At 38.4% G+C, this 17,193-nt stretch carries 15 protein-coding genes and 1 other annotated feature; of the genes, 3 read left to right on the forward strand and 12 right to left on the reverse strand.

What is annotated here, in order from left to right:
- Positions 1–19 precede the first annotated feature (19 nt).
- The 6 genes from KSHG_RS07160 to pepV form a co-directional block, all read right to left on the reverse strand.
- The gene (locus tag KSHG_RS07160) at positions 20–877 is read right to left on the reverse strand and encodes a YtnP family quorum-quenching lactonase (protein WP_010303842.1); all 858 of its coding nucleotides are present in this window, start codon (positions 875–877) and stop codon (positions 20–22) included.
- 159 nt (positions 878–1,036) lie between these two features.
- Positions 1,037–1,696 (reverse strand): tRNA (guanosine(46)-N7)-methyltransferase TrmB, encoded by a 660-nt coding sequence (gene trmB / locus KSHG_RS07165; protein WP_010303844.1) that lies wholly within the window; start codon positions 1,694–1,696, stop codon positions 1,037–1,039.
- A 64-nt stretch (positions 1,697–1,760) separates the two neighbouring features.
- Positions 1,761–2,678, reverse strand: coding sequence for a diacylglycerol/lipid kinase family protein (locus KSHG_RS07170; protein WP_010303846.1), 918 nt, complete (start codon positions 2,676–2,678; stop codon positions 1,761–1,763).
- Entirely contained in the window at positions 2,678–3,688 is a 1,011-nt protein-coding gene (locus tag KSHG_RS07175; protein WP_010303849.1) for a nuclease-related domain-containing protein, read from the reverse strand. Before KSHG_RS07175 ends, KSHG_RS07170 begins: the two co-directional genes overlap by 1 nt.
- Positions 3,689–3,817: 129 nt before the next feature.
- Complete coding sequence (gene dat / locus KSHG_RS07180) at positions 3,818–4,666, reverse strand: D-amino-acid transaminase (protein WP_010303851.1); 849 nt, start codon at positions 4,664–4,666, stop codon at positions 3,818–3,820.
- 127 nt (positions 4,667–4,793) lie between these two features.
- Complete coding sequence (gene pepV / locus KSHG_RS07185; protein WP_010303853.1) at positions 4,794–6,188, reverse strand: dipeptidase PepV; 1,395 nt, start codon at positions 6,186–6,188, stop codon at positions 4,794–4,796.
- A gap of 321 nt (positions 6,189–6,509) precedes the next feature.
- Here pepV and KSHG_RS07190 point away from each other — a divergent pair, with 321 nt between their 5' ends.
- Entirely contained in the window at positions 6,510–6,731 is a 222-nt protein-coding gene (locus KSHG_RS07190; RefSeq protein WP_010303855.1) for a DeoR family transcriptional regulator, read from the forward strand.
- 285 nt (positions 6,732–7,016) lie between these two features.
- Here KSHG_RS07190 and KSHG_RS07195 read toward each other — a convergent pair whose 3' ends face one another.
- Together KSHG_RS07195 and KSHG_RS07200 are read right to left on the reverse strand one after the other, a co-directional pair.
- Entirely contained in the window at positions 7,017–7,736 is a 720-nt protein-coding gene (locus KSHG_RS07195) for a pseudouridine synthase (protein WP_010303857.1), read from the reverse strand.
- Between the two features lies 1 nt (position 7,737).
- Complete coding sequence (locus KSHG_RS07200) at positions 7,738–9,366, reverse strand: putative polysaccharide biosynthesis protein (protein ID WP_010303859.1); 1,629 nt, start codon at positions 9,364–9,366, stop codon at positions 7,738–7,740.
- Positions 9,367–9,505: 139 nt separating this feature from the next.
- On the opposite strand from KSHG_RS07200, the gene KSHG_RS07205 reads away from it, so the two are divergent.
- Positions 9,506–10,771 (forward strand): BaiN/RdsA family NAD(P)/FAD-dependent oxidoreductase, encoded by a 1,266-nt coding sequence (locus tag KSHG_RS07205; RefSeq protein WP_010303861.1) that lies wholly within the window; start codon positions 9,506–9,508, stop codon positions 10,769–10,771.
- A gap of 50 nt (positions 10,772–10,821) precedes the next feature.
- Positions 10,822–11,538, forward strand: coding sequence for a glucosaminidase domain-containing protein (locus KSHG_RS16350; protein WP_010303863.1), 717 nt, complete (start codon positions 10,822–10,824; stop codon positions 11,536–11,538).
- 103 nt (positions 11,539–11,641) lie between these two features.
- Here the strand turns inward: KSHG_RS16350 and KSHG_RS07215 are convergent, their stop codons facing one another.
- The 4 genes from KSHG_RS07215 to KSHG_RS07230 all read right to left on the reverse strand — a co-directional run bounded on the left by KSHG_RS07215 (position 11,642) and on the right by KSHG_RS07230 (position 17,185).
- Entirely contained in the window at positions 11,642–12,454 is an 813-nt protein-coding gene (locus KSHG_RS07215; RefSeq protein ID WP_010303868.1) for a hypothetical protein, read from the reverse strand.
- A gap of 44 nt (positions 12,455–12,498) precedes the next feature.
- Positions 12,499–13,128: a Bax inhibitor-1/YccA family protein gene (locus KSHG_RS07220; RefSeq protein WP_010303869.1), complete on the reverse strand. Its 630-nt coding sequence runs from the start codon at positions 13,126–13,128 to the stop codon at positions 12,499–12,501.
- A 146-nt stretch (positions 13,129–13,274) separates the two neighbouring features.
- A complete protein-coding gene (gene leuS / locus KSHG_RS07225) occupies positions 13,275–15,692 on the reverse strand; it encodes a leucine--tRNA ligase (RefSeq protein ID WP_010303870.1) in 2,418 nt (805 codons plus the stop codon).
- A gap of 55 nt (positions 15,693–15,747) precedes the next feature.
- Positions 15,748–15,960 (reverse strand) — a binding site (T-box leader).
- Between the two features lie 55 nt (positions 15,961–16,015).
- On the reverse strand, positions 16,016–17,185 hold the full coding sequence (locus KSHG_RS07230; RefSeq protein WP_010303871.1) for an MDR family MFS transporter: 1,170 nt from the start codon (positions 17,183–17,185) through the stop codon (positions 16,016–16,018).
- Between the last annotated feature and the right edge of the window lie 8 nt (positions 17,186–17,193).

The following is a 17,193-nucleotide window of genomic DNA, read 5'->3' on the forward strand; positions in this document are numbered from 1 at the left end:
TTTTTTGGTACTCACTTTATTATTCATATGCTTTCGTATTTACAACAACTTCTTCTAAAATCTCTTTTCCTGTCTCATCCCACTTAATAATTCGTTTAAAGTGATCATGATAAAAACTAACGTAATAGCCATTTTGCAAAATTTCTTTCATTAACTTTTCTTTCGCAAAAACAGACGTCATTGGGTAATCATCGTACGCCATAACCCATAGTGGATTTTGATGTGCATGCGTTGCCATAATGTCTCCCATATGAATAACCGTTTCACCTTGTTGTTCAAAACGAATAATCGCATGCCCATCGCTATGACCACCTGTATGTTCCATACGAATGCCCGGTACGACGTCTAGCGCATCTGTAAATGGCTTCACTTGCTCTACAATCGGTTCCCAATTTTCTTTCCAATACGTATTTTTCGAGCGTATATTCGGATGACGCATTTCGTTCCATTCTATGTCTGATACGTAAATCGTCGCATTAGGAAATACAGATACGAGCTTCTCCCCTTCATATTTCGTCAAACCACTCGCATGGTCAAAATGCAAATGACTCATTAAAATAACGTCAATATCATTTGTTGTCATATTCAATTGTGCTAAGCTTTCTTCAATATGAGATTCTCTCGAAACCCCATAATTTCTTTTTTGTTTATCATTCAACTTTCCACTACCAATTCCACTGTCGACTAAATAATTCGTATCGCCATATTGCACTAAAATAGGATGTGTCGGTAACGGAATTTGATTATTTTCATTCACTTCATATTTTCTAGACCAAAGTGGCTTCGGAACGACACCAAACATCGCACCACCATCTAAAGTCGTCATGCCCCCATCTAACCAAGTAAATCGCATATCATGAAATTGAAACGTATCCATCCTTATTCCCCCTTCGCTTAAATTACACGTTAATCGTATCATATTTCGTTTAAAGTAGAATATATTTACATATACACCACTTTATAACCATCTTAAAATAAATGTACAAAAAGAAAAAGCCATGATTATAATCATGGCTTTTTTTTGCAATCGTACGTATTATTTTGATTCGTCTGTTAAAACGTATTTCGCTTCTAAACGATAAATCGGTTGACCTTTAGAAGAGAATTTCTCTTCGTATTCTGTCATGATATTATCTTCTACATCATCATTGTGTAAGTCTAATGATACGAGTTTCAATTGCATACCGTAATCCGTTAAACTCATTAATGAAAATTCAAATAATCCACGATTATCTGTTTTGAAGTGAATTTCACCTTCATCGATTAATACGTTTTCGTATAAACATAAGAAGTTTGCGTGTGTTAAACGACGTTTCGCATGGCGTTTTTTAGGCCATGGATCAGAGAAGTTTAAGTAAACGCGTGATACGTCACCTTTTGCAAAGTATTCTTCTAATTTATCACCATTTACATTTAAAAGGCGTAAATTACTCGGTTGTCCTGCATCTACTGCTTTTTTCGCAGCGATTACGATGACACTATCAAATAATTCGATACCGATATAGTTAATATCCGGATTAGCTTTCGCCATTCCTGTAATAAATTGACCTTTACCTGTTCCCACTTCAATATGAACTGGGTTGTCATTTCCGAAAAGTTCATTCCAGCGACCTTTATAATCTTCTGGGTTTGGCACGACTAAATCTTGGTGTTCATTTAAATAGTCTTCTGCCCAAGGTTTGTTGCGTAATCTCAACGTAATTTCCTCATTTCTATAAATGTTACCTATTCAACGTTTAATTATTGTTGAAATCATTCATTTAGTCAAGTTTCTTCTGTGCAACTTGCCAACTAGATGCGATTGTTTCTGCTTGGATATTCCCTTGTCTTTTACCGATGAATTCTCCATCTGCATGACCAATCGTTGGTGTATCGAGTGTTATTTCAATGGATTGAACACTCTGTTGTTTCACGAAACGTTTAAATGCGATATGTTTCCCAGGAAATATCGTACCGAAAACGAATAATAACATCCAACGCGAAACGCCATGGACAATCGTCAATTCAATTTTTCCGTCTGCTGTGTTTGCAAAAGGTGCGAGTTTCATTCCGCCACCAATGTACGGTTGGTTACTAAAAGCTGCTACCCAAACACGGTCAAATTGTTGCCTTTTTCCGTCCCGTTCTATTTGTAAACGAAACGGTTGAAAGTGAAGCAATTCGTCAATCATAATGAAAACATACGCTAACTTTCCTAATCCAAAACGATTCAATTGTTTTTTTAATTTTGAATGATTCACACGATTCGTAATTTCTGCGTCGATGCCAAATCCCGCATTGTTCATAAAATATGTATGAAAATCTTCTCCCTTTACAAGACCCGCATCTCGTCGTTCCACGAGCGGATTTTCAACATAAGCATCAATTTCTGCCGCATTTTGAAAAATGGGGAATCCTCTACCAAAGTCATTTCCAGACCCTGCATTCATCGCACCAATAACAATGTCTCCATAGATTGCTGATTGAATCGCTTCGTGTATCGTTCCATCACCACCTAAGATGACACATAAACAATGTGTGTGCTTTTTCGCTAATGCTGAAACGAGTTCTGTCGCATGTTTCGGATGAGAAGTACGATGCAGTGTATACGACGTTTTTAATGCTCTTTGCAGCTCGGCATATTTTTTACTCGCACGTCCATTACCCGCATGATCATTTAAAATAATGTGTAATTCCACTACTCTTTCTCCTCTAATTCATTCGTTGCTTTATACCAGTCTGAACGATTATAGGAAGTCGTTTGAGAATTCGTCAATAAAGCTTCTGCCGCTTTAAACTGCAAATGTTTCATCGGTGAGGCATTCCCTTTTAAATGATTAAACCAGTCCTCTATATTTCGACGATCGATTAATGAAACGTCATAAATAGAACCTGGATAATCAATATAACCTGTTTGGGAAAGCAAGACACGATGAATTTTCATTTTCGCATTCGCTTCTTCCATAATTTGTTCGACTACTTTTTCCATACGATATAAACTTGTCAACGGATTTAAAATTTTCTTTTCATGCTCACCAAATTTTTTCAACCAAAAACGATCTTTACTATTCCCTGTAAAAGCCGCCATATCTTCTGCTTCTACTTTTTGAATGACATAACAATCTGTCGGTGTCAAAATGACAACCCCTACTTCAATAGGTGCTTTTTTTAATTTCAAAATCGGATCATACAAAACAAAATACGTATCCGGTAACTTTTGTACGACTTGTCTTAGCCATACATCTCGTTGGTATTTCGGATCGATATACGATTTTTCCCTTAAAGTGGAACTCGCCCACTTCAATTGAAAATGAAATAATTGATCAACATACATACGCTTCAATTCAAATTCCGAATCCGGTCTATACAACATCGTCGGATTAAAATTTAACGTACTCGTTTCTTCCGGAATTTCGTCAGACGCTTCTTTACTATTCGAAAAATTCATCTTCTCATTTTCTCGTTCCCACGGATTGCTCCAAATTTCTGTTTTACGTAAATGAAACAATCGTTTAAAGAAAGAAGGTTTTTTTATTTTTTCTTCTGCTTCCACCGTTTCCATTGCCATCGATTGTTCTTCTTGCGTATGCCACTCATCTTTCATTCGTTCCCATTGTACTTGCTTCAGGCGAATAAATTGTGTCGGATATCGCTTCAAATCAACTTGATAGCGCGAAATATAGTCTTGCAATTTAATTAACTGCGCCAATAAAATCCCTCCATCGTACATTTCCAAGCAAAAAGACCTGTCTAAAGCAGTGCTTATGAACAATCATAAGTTCTTACTTTAGGGACAGGTCCCTTCGCTTTATCATAGTAAGTATATCGGAGAATAAACTTAAATTGTAATAGCCGCTTGTACTTTTGACTCAAAAACTTCTTGAAGTTTCTTCGTCCATTCGCCTCTTACACCTTTATGAATTAATTGCTCATTGATTTGAACGATTGGTGTTACTTCTGCACCTGTGGATGTGTAAATCACTTCATCCATCGCAAGCAATTGTTCAACTGTCATCGCTTCTTCTACGACTGGCAACTGAATTTCTTCTGCACAGCGTAATACGACTTGACGTGTAATACCATTTAAGATGAAATTATTTGCAGGATGTGTATACATTACACCATCTTTAATGCCGTATACATTTGAAGAAGAGCCTTCTGTCACGACGTCTCCACGATGTAAAATCGCTTCATCGCAGTTCGCTTCGTGAGCAGCTTGCTTCGCTAAAACCGCCCCGAGTAAGTTAAGGCTTTTAATATCACAACGAAGCCAACGAATGTCTTCATGTAATAATGCTTTAATACCACGTTCAAAATTTTCGTAAGGACGTTCACTCACTTGTGTATACGCTGTAAATGTAGCAGATGCTTCATCTGGGAAGTAATGTTGGCGAGGCGCCACACCACGTGTAATTTGCATGTACACATGTCCCGTTTGTAACTGATCTGCTTCTACGATGTCATACACCATTTTGTGTAACACATCTTTCGTATACGGTATGACGATACGTAATTCATCTGCTGAACGATAAAAACGGTCAATATGTGCTTCCATCTCGAATAAATTACCTTCATATACTTTAACGACTTCATACACACCATCGCCAAATTGATAGCCACGGTCTTCTGGATCGATAGATGCTTCTGCTCTATTCATTAATACGTCGTTCACCCAAATATGTGCCATACATTCTACACTTCCTTCTATTAACAATATGTGTCTTATATTATGCTACAAAAATGTTAAAAATTCAAAATTTACTGTGAATTAGTTAATAATCTCATAAAATATGGGCTACTAGTAAACAAATCGTTTAGTTTTTCGTCGCAAGTTCTACAATTGCATCCGCATAAATCGCAGCCGCTTTCACCATATTGTCGATGACAACATACTCATCATGTTGATGCGCAAGTTCTGGCTCTCCAGGGAACAACATACCGAAAGCAACACCGTTTGGCATTTCACGTGCGTACGTACCGCCACCCATTGCAATCAATTCTGTTTTCTCTCCTGTATTTCTTTCATATACAGCAGATAATTTTTGAATCAATTCTTCTTCAGGTGCTACGTAATGTGGTTTTGAGTCATCATCAATGACGATTTCGAAACCTTCTTTTTGGACGTTCAAACGACCTTTTTCAATCATTTCATCGAATGCATACGATACAGAATAACGCATCGATACACGAATTTCTCCGATGCGCCCTGCCTCAAATTTTACTACACCTGCATTCAACGTCGTATCGCCCGAGATGTCATCTGTGAAAGCTAAACCAAGCGCATGTCCTCTCGTTTCTTGACCGAATGATGCTGTTAAAAATTTGATAAATTGTTTCGATGTTTCTGTCGTGACAATCGCCTCTAAAAATTGTGCAAGTTTTAATGCCGCATTCGTTCCGTTATTAGGCTCCATCGCATGTGCTGAAACACCTTTTACACTTAAAACAAGACGCTCACCTTGGATATCTACTTGCCCTTCTAATTGGTTTTTTGCTAAATACGCTTGGAATTGTTCTACCGTATTTGGTTGTACATCTACTAATTCTGCCTCAGCAAAATCCGGCACCATATTGATTCGATGTCCTGCATTGAATTTACGTAATTGTTCGTGATTGTCTTTAATCGATTGTTGACGGAATGTCAGTTCAGCAATTCCTTTTTCTGCATTAATAATTGGAAACTCTGCATCCGGTGCAAAACCAAGTGTAGGCACTTCATCATTTTCCATATAATGTGTCACACAGCGGAATCCTGTTTCTTCGTCTGAACCAACGATTAAACGAACGCGGCGATCTAACTGAATACCCGCATCTTTGACCATCTTCATTGCAAGCCAAGCAGCCATCGTAGGTCCTTTATCATCAATTGAACCACGACCGTACAATTTACCATCTTCAATTTCTGCACCGAATGGTTCATGAACCCAGTCGCTTCCTGCTGGTACAACGTCTACGTGACAAAGGATACCGACCATTTCGTCTCCTTGTCCCATTTCAACATAGCCTACTTTATTCGCTAAATTCACGACGTGCATTTGTTCTTTTTTCCCTTGTTCTAACATCCAATTAAGTGCTTCTAAAGGACCGTCTCCGTATGGCACTTCTTCTGTCATCGTCGCCTCATCTAATACGCTATTAATACGGACTAACGTTTGTAAATCTTTGACCATTTCCTCTCGGCGTTGTTCTGCCATTTGTAACCAATTCATGAAAAAAACCTCCTCTAAATAGATACTCTTATTTTACACCTTCGCTCATTTCAACATCTAGCAAAATTATAGAAAACGAACATTTATAATACATGAATTATAAATGTTCGTTTTCTATACGAGTAATTTTCAATTTTCTTCACTTTTTTCAGGTAAATATATGGAACATTTTATGAGAATCCGCTATAATGTAATTGTCAGAAAACAAGTCTGACCACTACGGAAAGAAAAGGGGATGTCTAAGGCGACAAATGTAGCCTATGTAACTTCAAAATATCGTCCGCTAGTCTTGAGAATAAAGATGAAGGAGTGGTTCACCTTATGAAACCAACAACTGATCGGATGCTTACTCGCATTAAAGATGTGTATATGTACATCCATGAAAATGGCACTGTTACTACGCAAGATTTAGTCGATGAATTTGGCATCACTCCTCGCACCATTCAAAGGGATTTGAATGTGTTAGCCTACAATGACTTAGTTGAAAGTCCAAGTAGAGGTAAATGGACAACGACGCGTAAAAAAGTGAAAATGACATCTTAGAAAGTTCAACGAGCGTTTCTCACACCTTTTCGTTGAATGAGAAGAGAATAACCTTAAGAATACTAAAACATGCTGATGGTATCCTTCTCCTGAACAACTTAAAAAGTTGAAAATAATGACCATGCTGCGTCGCTTGGTCATTATTTTTGCCCAAACTGAAAACACCGTCCTTTCGGTAGGACTTCTTTATGAGCGATTGCTCAAATGAAGGCACATCTTAAAAGATGTGCCTTTTTTATTTTGTCCAATAAAAAAGCAATGACGAATCATTGCTTCCCCTCTTACTTATACTCCGTGATGTTCTTTTAATGCGTCTAACTCTTCCGCAGTTAATTCACGATATTGTCCAAGTGGTAATTCGTCACCTAGCGTTAACGGGCCCATTTGAAGACGTTTTAAATACGTCACTTTCGTTCCGATAGCTTCAAACATACGCTTCACTTGATGGAATTTACCTTCTGTAATTTCCAACTCAATTTCAGACGTGTCACCACTACGTAAAATCGTTAATTTTGCTGGTTTCGTTTGATAGCCATCATCAATGACAACACCCGCTTCAAATTGAGGAATATGCGCTTCTGTCACTTCTCCATCGATTTGAGCGTAATACAGTTTTGAGACGTGTTTTTTAGGTGCTAATAAATTATGCGTTAATTGCCCATCATTCGTAATGAGTAATAACCCTTCTGTATCTTTATCTAAACGTCCAACTGGAAATGGCTCAAAATGTTGGTGGAACGGTTCTAATAAATCAATTACCGTTTGGTCATGATTGTCTTCCGTTGCCGAAATGACACCTGCAGGCTTATTCATTAATAAATAAACGAACGGCTCATATACGACACGCTCTCCAAACACCATAACAATTTGTTCATCCGGGTCCACTTTTTGACCGACGTCTTTCACGACGACACCATCAACGGTAACCCCTTTTTGTTTAATTAAAGTCTTCACTTCTTTACGAGAACCGAAGCCCATATTTGCTAATAATTTATCTAATCGCATATTATTCTCCTACAATCGGTTTAATGTGTAATTTTCGAGCTATTTTTTCAAAACGTGAACCGAGTAATTTTTGAGCGATGCCTAGTTTTAATGATAAGTATCCATACACTGCAACCCCAATACCACCACAAATGAATAAGTAAATCATCGCAATCCAACGGTTTGAACGGTTCGGTAAAACGAAGCCTAATAACCATTCTGCTACAAAAACGACCACAGCCATAATCGCTGTTAATACGACGATTACGACGATGCGACGAAGAAGGCGATTCGGTTTATAATGTAATACTTTCACAATCACTCCGATATTAATACCGATTGTTACGATGTAACCAATTGCCGTTGCTATAATCGCCCCGTCTGCTTCGAACGCCTCAATCATCGGAATGTTAATCGATAATTTAATTAAAATACCGACTAATAAGCTGAAAATAATCCATTTTTGATGATCGATCCCTTGTAATAGCGCAGCTGTTACAGAGAATAAAGCAAATAAAATCGCAACAGGTGCATAATGTGCTAACACTTGTGAGCCCATATCGCTTGCTGAATATAAAAAGGCATAAATTTCATAAGATAATACAGAAATACCAATCACAGCTGGTAATGTAACGAACAACAAGATTTGGAATGTCTTATCCATCGTTTCAATTACTTCACCGTGCTTACGCTGTGTATAAAATCTCGTAATGGCTGGTACGAGTGCCATTGAGAATCCCGTTGCAAGCATAACCGGAATCATCACGATTTTTTGTGTCGTGAAATTCAACATACTTAAATATAAATCGGATACTTTTGCTAATCCAATTTCAGCCATCGCTGTATTAAATGTAAGCATATCGATTAATTGGAACAATGTTGAGGCAATCCCAACAAATACGTACGGAATTGAATACGTTAATACTTCTTTATATATTTTTGTGTAAGAAAAATCAGTTGAAGCAACGCTTTCTTCTAATTTCAAATCAAACTCTGGTTTGTATCGTTTCCAGTAATACCACATAACGACTAATCCACCAATTGCTCCGATAAATGAAGCAAATAATGCAAAGGAAATGGCTGTCTGAGCTGTTCCAGAGAAAACTTTCATTAAAATAAAGGCGCCGACTAACACGACGATAATTCGAACAATTTGTTCAATCAGTTGAGAAACTGCTGTCGGTGTCATATGACCGTAACCTTGGAAGAATCCACGTGTTAAACTCATAAATGGTACGACAAGTAATGCAAAACTAACCCAACGAATAACGCCTGCTATTTGATCTGTCGTAAAAATTTGTTCATCGTCTTTAATAACGAGTCCTGCAATTGGATCTGCTAATAAATAAAGTACAGCGAAACAAACGACTCCCGATAGAATCATGATCAGTGCACCCGAGCGCATTAACTTACGACCTGACGCATAATCCCCTCGACTATTGTATTTCGATACGAATTTAGATACAGCTACTGGCGCACCTGAGATTGCAATCGATAACATAATCGAATAGGGGATAAAACCGTAAGAATAAAGCGCTACATTTTTTTCACCGATAATGGCATAGAACGGGAACACGTAAATGAGGCCTAAAACTTTTGACAAAAACATACCGATTGTCAAAATGGCCGTCCCTTTCATAAATGATGACATATAACCCTTCCATTCTTTTCAAAAAATAAAAACAACTAAATTTTAGTTTACAACTCGAACGTCAATTACTCAAATAGTTTCTTCACTTCATGTATAATTAATTGAAACGAAATTTCAAAAAAGAAAGTGAGCACACGTTATGAACTATGATGTAATCGTAATTGGCGGCGGCCCTTCAGGCTTAATGGCAGCCATCGCCGCTGGTATGAACAATAAAAAAGTATTACTACTCGAAAAAGGAAAAAAACTCGGTCAAAAATTAGCCATTTCTGGAGGAGGACGTTGTAACGTAACAAATCGTCTGCCCGTCGATGAAATTGTAAAACATATTCCGGGAAACGGACGCTTTTTATATAGTCCTTTCACCGTTTATAACAATGAAGATATTATTGCCTTTTTTGAAGGTTTAGGCGTCGGTCTGAAAGAAGAAGACCACGGACGTATGTTCCCTGTTTCCAATCGTGCGCAAGACGTTGTAGACGCGCTTATTCACGAATTAGAACGTTTGGGCGTAGACGTACGAAAAGAAACACCTGTGGCCAAACTGTTAATGACAGAGGAAAAAATCGTCGGTGTTCGCTTACAATCAGGAGATGAAATTCAAGCAAAAGCTGTCGTTGTTGCAGTAGGTGGTAAAGCTGTCCCTCAAACCGGTTCTACTGGTGACGGTTACCCTTGGGCTGAACGCGCTGGTCATACGGTTACAGACTTATATCCGACGGAAGTTCCTTTGTTATCTAATGAGACGTTTATTCGCTCAAAAGAGTTGCAAGGTTTAGCACTTCGAGATGCAGAAGTTTCTGTATTGAAAAAGAACGGCAAAGCGATCATTACGCATAAGATGGATATGCTTTTCACACACTTCGGTTTAAGTGGTCCAGCTGTTTTACGTTGCAGCCAATTCGTCGTGAAAGAAATGAAGAAAAATGATGGGAAAGCTGTTACAATGCGGATTAATGCTCTTCCTGATTACAATGCGGAATCTGCTTTTCAACTGTTAATGAAAAAAGCGAAAGACGATCCGAAAAAAGCGTTGAAAAACGCATGGAAAGGAATCGTTCCAGAACGTTGGTTATTGTTCCTTATGCAACAAGCAACAATCGATGAAGCGTCTACAGGTGCAGATTTATCAAATGAACTCGCACGTCAACTAGCAAAAGAGATAACGAGCTTTGAAATGAAAGTAAATGGCACACAACCACTTGCGAAAGCATTCGTTACAGGCGGAGGGGTTTCTGTAAAAGAAGTTGAACCAAAAACAATGGCATCGAAGAAAAAACTAGGACTTTATTTCTGTGGTGAAATATTAGACATTCACGGTTATACAGGTGGGTACAACATTACATCTGCGCTCGTTACAGGCCATATTGCTGGCGATAACGCTGCGAACTTTTCTGGTGAATAGAACGTCTCCTATTATTGATTAGGCTTGTACGAAAGGAAGATTTTCACTCAATGAAGAAGAAAAGCAAACGACTCAATTGGATCATAGGCATCGCTATCGCCTTTTTCATCATCGGAATCGGTGCTGTAATTGGTGTTTATCAATTATTCGAAGCTGAAAAAACGTCACTCTCTGCCCCATCTGCAAAAGATCAAGCACGGGAGGAATTCCTCGGCACAATCGGTGAAACAGCTCGAGAAGTAGCTGCAAATCACGATTTATATGCATCCGTTATGATCGCACAAGCCTCTTTAGAAAGTCATTTTGGCACGAGTGGACTCGGAAGTTCCCCTAATTTCAACTTATACGGTATTAAAGGTCAATACGAAAATAAATCCGTTCAATTTGATACACAAGAAGATGATGGCAAAGGGAATATGACGACGGTGAAAGCCGACTTCAGAAAATACCCTAGCTACGAAGCATCGATGGACGACTACGCAAATCTTCTCGCAAAAGGAACTTCTTGGGATCCGACTATTTATAAAGAAGCATTCAAAACAAACGCACGTACGTATTTAGAAGCGACAAACGCTTTAACCGGTACGTACGCAACCGATTCGAGCTATGAAAAAAAATTAAATGCGTTAATCGCTCAATATCATTTAGATGCGTACGATACGGTCGCTACAAAAAAACAATCGAAGTGGGCTTTTTCGATAATGTGGAAGATGTCGCTGCTACGTACGCCATCGAACCGACACTCATTCGTCAGTGGAATCATTTGAAGTCGAATGAATTAAAAAAAGGGGATCAACTTGTTTTATACATCCCTGTGACAGAGTAAATTCACGTATACAAAAAAAGCGGAATCCTTAACGGATTTCGCTTTTATACTTTTATTCGAATTGATTCATACTGACGAATCAATTTTTTATCACCGTATGCTTCTAATACTTCCATTAAACGTGTGTACGCTAAATCATAATCATGTCTTCTTTTCGTAAAATCAAAATATACAGCCGCTTCTAAACAAAGTTCTTTCGCTCTTTCACGATCTACTTTCGCATAAATATAACCAGTCGCCATTAGAAGAATTGCATAATAACGAGGATGTTGCGCAAGCTCTGGTAAAGAGAGAATCGTTTCTGCAATCATCATTCCCGTCTGCCACTGCTTTAATGCAATATACGCATCCAATAAATTTTCATGCACGTGAAAATACGTACGCGGTGCTTCTTTTAATAAATACATCATATTGGCATCATCAATCGAGTTATACAATAAAATTGCTCTACGGTATTGTTTCATACTAATAAGCGCATATATGCAATTCCCTAAAGCTGTCGCATACAATGTTGGACGTTTTTCTAAAATACGTCGATCTGCTGCGATGATTGCTGAAAATTGTTCAACAGCCGATTCAAAGTTTCCTTCTAAAATTCTTTTTAAGCCTTTTATATTTTCAAAAATCGCTTGTTGCAAGTCATCTGTCTCTCCTTGCACTAAACGCTCATAATATAAAAAAATTTCTTCATCAATTTGTTTTTCTAAATGAATTTGCACCCCGATAAGAACACGACAATACAATGTTCGTTCCTCATTTTGCAATGTGTGAAAAGAAACATTTAACAACTGCTCATATACTTCTTCATAGTAACCTTCATCGTATAACTGTTTAATTCGTTGCATCATCGAATACATGACAGCCTCTCCTCATGAATAAATTCACATACGCATATACTTATTTATCGACCTGACAAAAGATTTTTTAAATGATAAATGAGGCTTAGCAACTCGCGGAATAAGTTCACGAAATCTAAATATAAATTAAGCGCAACGAGCGGTACTTCCTCGTCTGAAATCGATTGATGGCGAATTTGGTTCATATCATAAATCGTATACCCAACAAATAAAAGAACGCCAAACGCACTTGCAATCACCATTACAAGATCACTAAATCCTACGAAAATAGAAATAAGCGAAAAGACAATTACACCGATTAAGCCGATTAATAAAAATTTCCACCAATTTGATAAATTCGTCTTCGTATTGTACCCAATCAAGCCCGTTACGACAAAAATAACAGCAGTCGTTCCAAATACGATCAAGACGAATCCACCGCCGAGTTCACCTATATAAAAATTAATTAAACTGTAAAGCGTAATTCCTGTTAACAATGCAAATAAGCCTGAAAGCCATTTACTCATTTTACGTGCTGTTCGACTAAACATAAAGATTACTAAAATAACAATCGTAGCGATTGAAATCGGCATAATAAGAGCTTGTGGAATAAATATACCGATAAATAAGCCAACTGCTGTAATAACCCAAAGCAAACTAAAAAAACGTAACACTTTCGCAAATTGTGAATCCATTTATCTCTCTCCTATATCATCATTGATCCTATTTTGTTCTCTCTACTATACGTAAATAGGCTCAAATAGTTTCATTTTCTTTTACACGTAAAAAAGAACCGTCTAAGATGTTGCCATCTGTAGACGATTCTTTTTTATTTTTAACGTTATTTAGCAACGATGTTCACAAGTTTACCTGGAACGGCGATTACTTTTTTCACGTCTTTACCTTCAATTTGCGCTTGAACATGCGCATCAGCAAGTGCTAGTTCTTGTAATTCTTCACGGCTAGTATCTTTTGAAACCATTAATTTCGCACGAACTTTACCGTTAATTTGAACGACGATTTCTACTTCATCGTCTACTAATTTTGAAGCGTCAAATGTTGGCCAAGCAGCATATGAAATAGTTTCTGTGTGACCAAGTTTTGTCCAAAGTTCTTCTGCTAAGTGAGGTGCGATTGGAGAAAGCATTTTCACAAAACCTTCAGCGTAAGCTGTTGGTACAACGTCTGCTTTATAGCAATCGTTGATGAATACCATCATTTGAGAAATAGACGTATTGAAACGAATATGTTCGTTGTTGTCTGTTACTTTTTGAACCGTTTGGTTATACACTTTTTCTAACGTTGTATCTGAAGAATCTTGGATTTTAGAAGATAATTCGCCCGTTGTTTCGTCTACGAATAAACGGAATACGCGGTCTAAGAAACGACGTGCGCCGTCTAAACCGTTTTCTGACCAAGGAATAGATGCTTCTAAAGGTCCCATGAACATTTCGTATAAACGAAGTGTATCTGCACCATGTGATTCGATAATATCATCAGGGTTTACAACATTCCCTTTTGATTTCGACATTTTTTCGTTCCCTTCACCAAGGATCATCCCTTGGTTGAATAATTTTTGGAACGGTTCTTTCGTAGGTACAACACCTAAATCGAATAACACTTTATGCCAGAAACGTGCATACAATAAGTGAAGAACAGCGTGTTCTTGACCACCAATGTAAATATCTACTGGTAACCAGCGTTTTAGAAGTTCTGGATCTGCGATGGCTTCTGTATTGTGTGGATCGATATAGCGTAAGAAGTACCAAGATGAACCTGCCCATTGTGGCATTGTATTCGTTTCACGGCGACCTTTCATACCTGTTTCGGGGTCTACTACGTTTACCCACTCAGCGATGTTTGCAAGTGGTGATTCCCCTGTACCTGAAGGACGGATATCATCTGTTTTCGGAAGTTCAAGTGGTAATTGATCTTCTGGAACAGTTGTGATTGAACCATCTTCCCAGTGAATAACTGGAATTGGTTCGCCCCAGTAACGTTGACGAGAGAATAACCAGTCACGTAAGCGATAAGAAACTTTTTTCTCGCCGACTTTATTTTCTTCTAACCAAGCGATTGCTTTTGTGATAGCTTCTTGTTTACCGAGACCATCTAAAAATTCTGAGTTAATGTGCGTACCATCTTCTGTGAATGCAGCTTCTTCTACGTTGCCGCCTTCAAGAACAGGTACGATTGGTAACTCAAATTTTTTCGCAAATTCATAATCACGTTCGTCATGTGCAGGAACAGCCATAATCGCGCCTGTACCGTATGTTGATAGTACGTAATCAGCAATCCAAATAGGCACTTCTTTGCCGTTAATTGGGTTCACTGCATAAGCACCTGTGAACACACCCGATTTTGTTTTCGCAAGATCTGTACGTTCTAAGTCTGATTTCATTTTCACTTCGTTTAAGTAAGCGTCAACGGCATCTTTTTGTTCAGGTGTCGTAATTTTTTTAACTAAGTCATGTTCTGGTGCAAGTACTGTGTAAGTAGCACCGAATAACGTATCTGGGCGTGTCGTGAATACAGTAAATTGATCGCCAGTAGATTTCACAGTGAAGTCTACTTCAGCACCTTCAGAACGACCGATCCAGTGACGTTGCATATCTTTAATATTTTCTGGCCAATCCACATCTTCTAAATCGTCAATTAAACGATCCGCATACGCTGTAATTTTAAGCATCCATTGTTTCATTGGACGGCGTTCTACTGGGTGACCGCCACGTTCTGATTTACCATCGATGACTTCTTCATTCGCAAGTACTGTTCCTAGAGCTGGACACCAGTTTACTGCTACTTCATCAATGTAAGCTAAACCTTTTTTGTACAACTGAATGAAAATCCATTGCGTCCATTTGTAGTATGAAGGGTCTGTCGTATTAATTTCGCGGTCCCAATCATAGCTGAAACCAAGTTCTTGAATTTGACGTTTGAATGTCGCAATATTTTTAAGTGTAAATTCTGCTGGGTCATTCCCTGTATCAAGTGCATATTGTTCTGCTGGAAGACCGAATGCATCCCAACCTATTGGGTGAAGAACGTTGTATCCTTGCATGCGTTTGAAGCGAGAAAGAATATCTGTCGCTGTGTAACCTTCAGGGTGTCCTACGTGAAGACCTGCACCTGATGGATACGGGAACATATCTAATGCGTAGAATTTTGGTTTTTCTGGATCATTTGTCGTTTTGAACGTTTGTTGTTCGTCCCAAACTTTTTGCCATTTCTTTTCAATTTCTTTATGGTTGAAACTCAAAGTAATTGCCTCCTTTAATATTTTAAACGTAAAAAAGCTGCCGCCCCTAAAAAAACATAGGGACGACAGCATAAACGCCACCGCGGTACCACCCAAATTAGTGTAAACACTCAACTTGAATCCATAACGCGGACTAGACGACTTTGGTTAATTTACGTTCACCAATGTGACTCCAAGGCGAGTTCAGCTTGTTCATGTACTAGTTTGCACCAACCACTAGCTCTCTTTAAGCAATCAAAAGCGTACTATTCCTTTTCACAGTCATATCATATTTTCCTCATTGTACTTGAATTCAAGATTATTGACAAGACATTGAGATGTTTTTATATCTTTTGTTTTCTTAAAGGGACTTGGTAAAGTAAATATGGAATAATAGAAATCGCTAAAATACCAATCAATACGTAAAACGTAAAATGCATTCCTAACTGATCGGCTAATACCCCACCCATCAACGGACCAATCATACGTCCTGTCGTACTAAAACTATTAATCAACCCTTGATAGAACCCATCTCTTCCAGGCGGTGAAAAAGCACTGACAACCGTCGGAACAGTTGGCCAAACGAACATTTCCCCGAACGTTAAAATAACCATCGCTAAAATGAATGCATGGAAGCTCTCCGCAAAACTTAGAACGATAAATGACACGATGAAAATAACGACACCTGCCACCATTAACAGCTGATAACGATTGCCTACCCTTTTCACAATTGGCGAAATGATAGGTTGTCCGAGGACGATTAAGAAACCATTAATCATCCAAAGTAAACTATATTGTTGAAGCGAAACCCCAACTTCTTGCGTATACGTCGAAATCGTCGTCGTCCATTGTGAATACACCGCCCAACCGAGTAAAAAGCCGATTCCTAATATGCAAAGTGCCGTTAGCGTGGCACGGTCTGACGACTTCCCTCGCTCACTCATAACATTCGTCGGTGCAACAGCACTTCCTTGAGGAATCTTTTTGTATTTCAAAACGAATAATAAGAAGACGATGTACATAATAAAGTTTGCGGCGAAAATATAATCAAAACTAAAACCCGCTACAATCCCAGCCAATGCCGGTCCAAACGCAACACCTAAATTTTGAGCTAAATAAATCGCATTGAATGCTTTTCGTCCCCCTTCTGGCCAAGCACTTCCGACCATTGCGAACATACAAGGGAAAATCATCCCTCCGCTAAATCCGATAAACGTCAACAAGATGACGTATGGATACCAGCTATGCCAAAAAGTCAAAGCGAGTAACCCGATGATCGTTAAAATCGTGCCAAGCAATATCGTCTTATATCCTCCAATACGGTCAAATAAATGACCGCCAAGTAAATTTCCGAAAATCGCCGCCCCTGAGTTCGTCATTAAAACAATCCCCGCTACCGTTAGCGATTGTCCTAAATGATTGTGCATATATATTGTGTTGAGTGGCCATAAAAAAGAGTTTCCGACTGTATTTACGACCATCCCTATAATTAGAAGCCATACACTTTTTGGCATATGATACC

Source organism: Kurthia senegalensis (genome assembly GCF_000285595.1).
Lineage (GTDB): Bacteria > Bacillota > Bacilli > Bacillales_A > Planococcaceae > Kurthia > Kurthia senegalensis.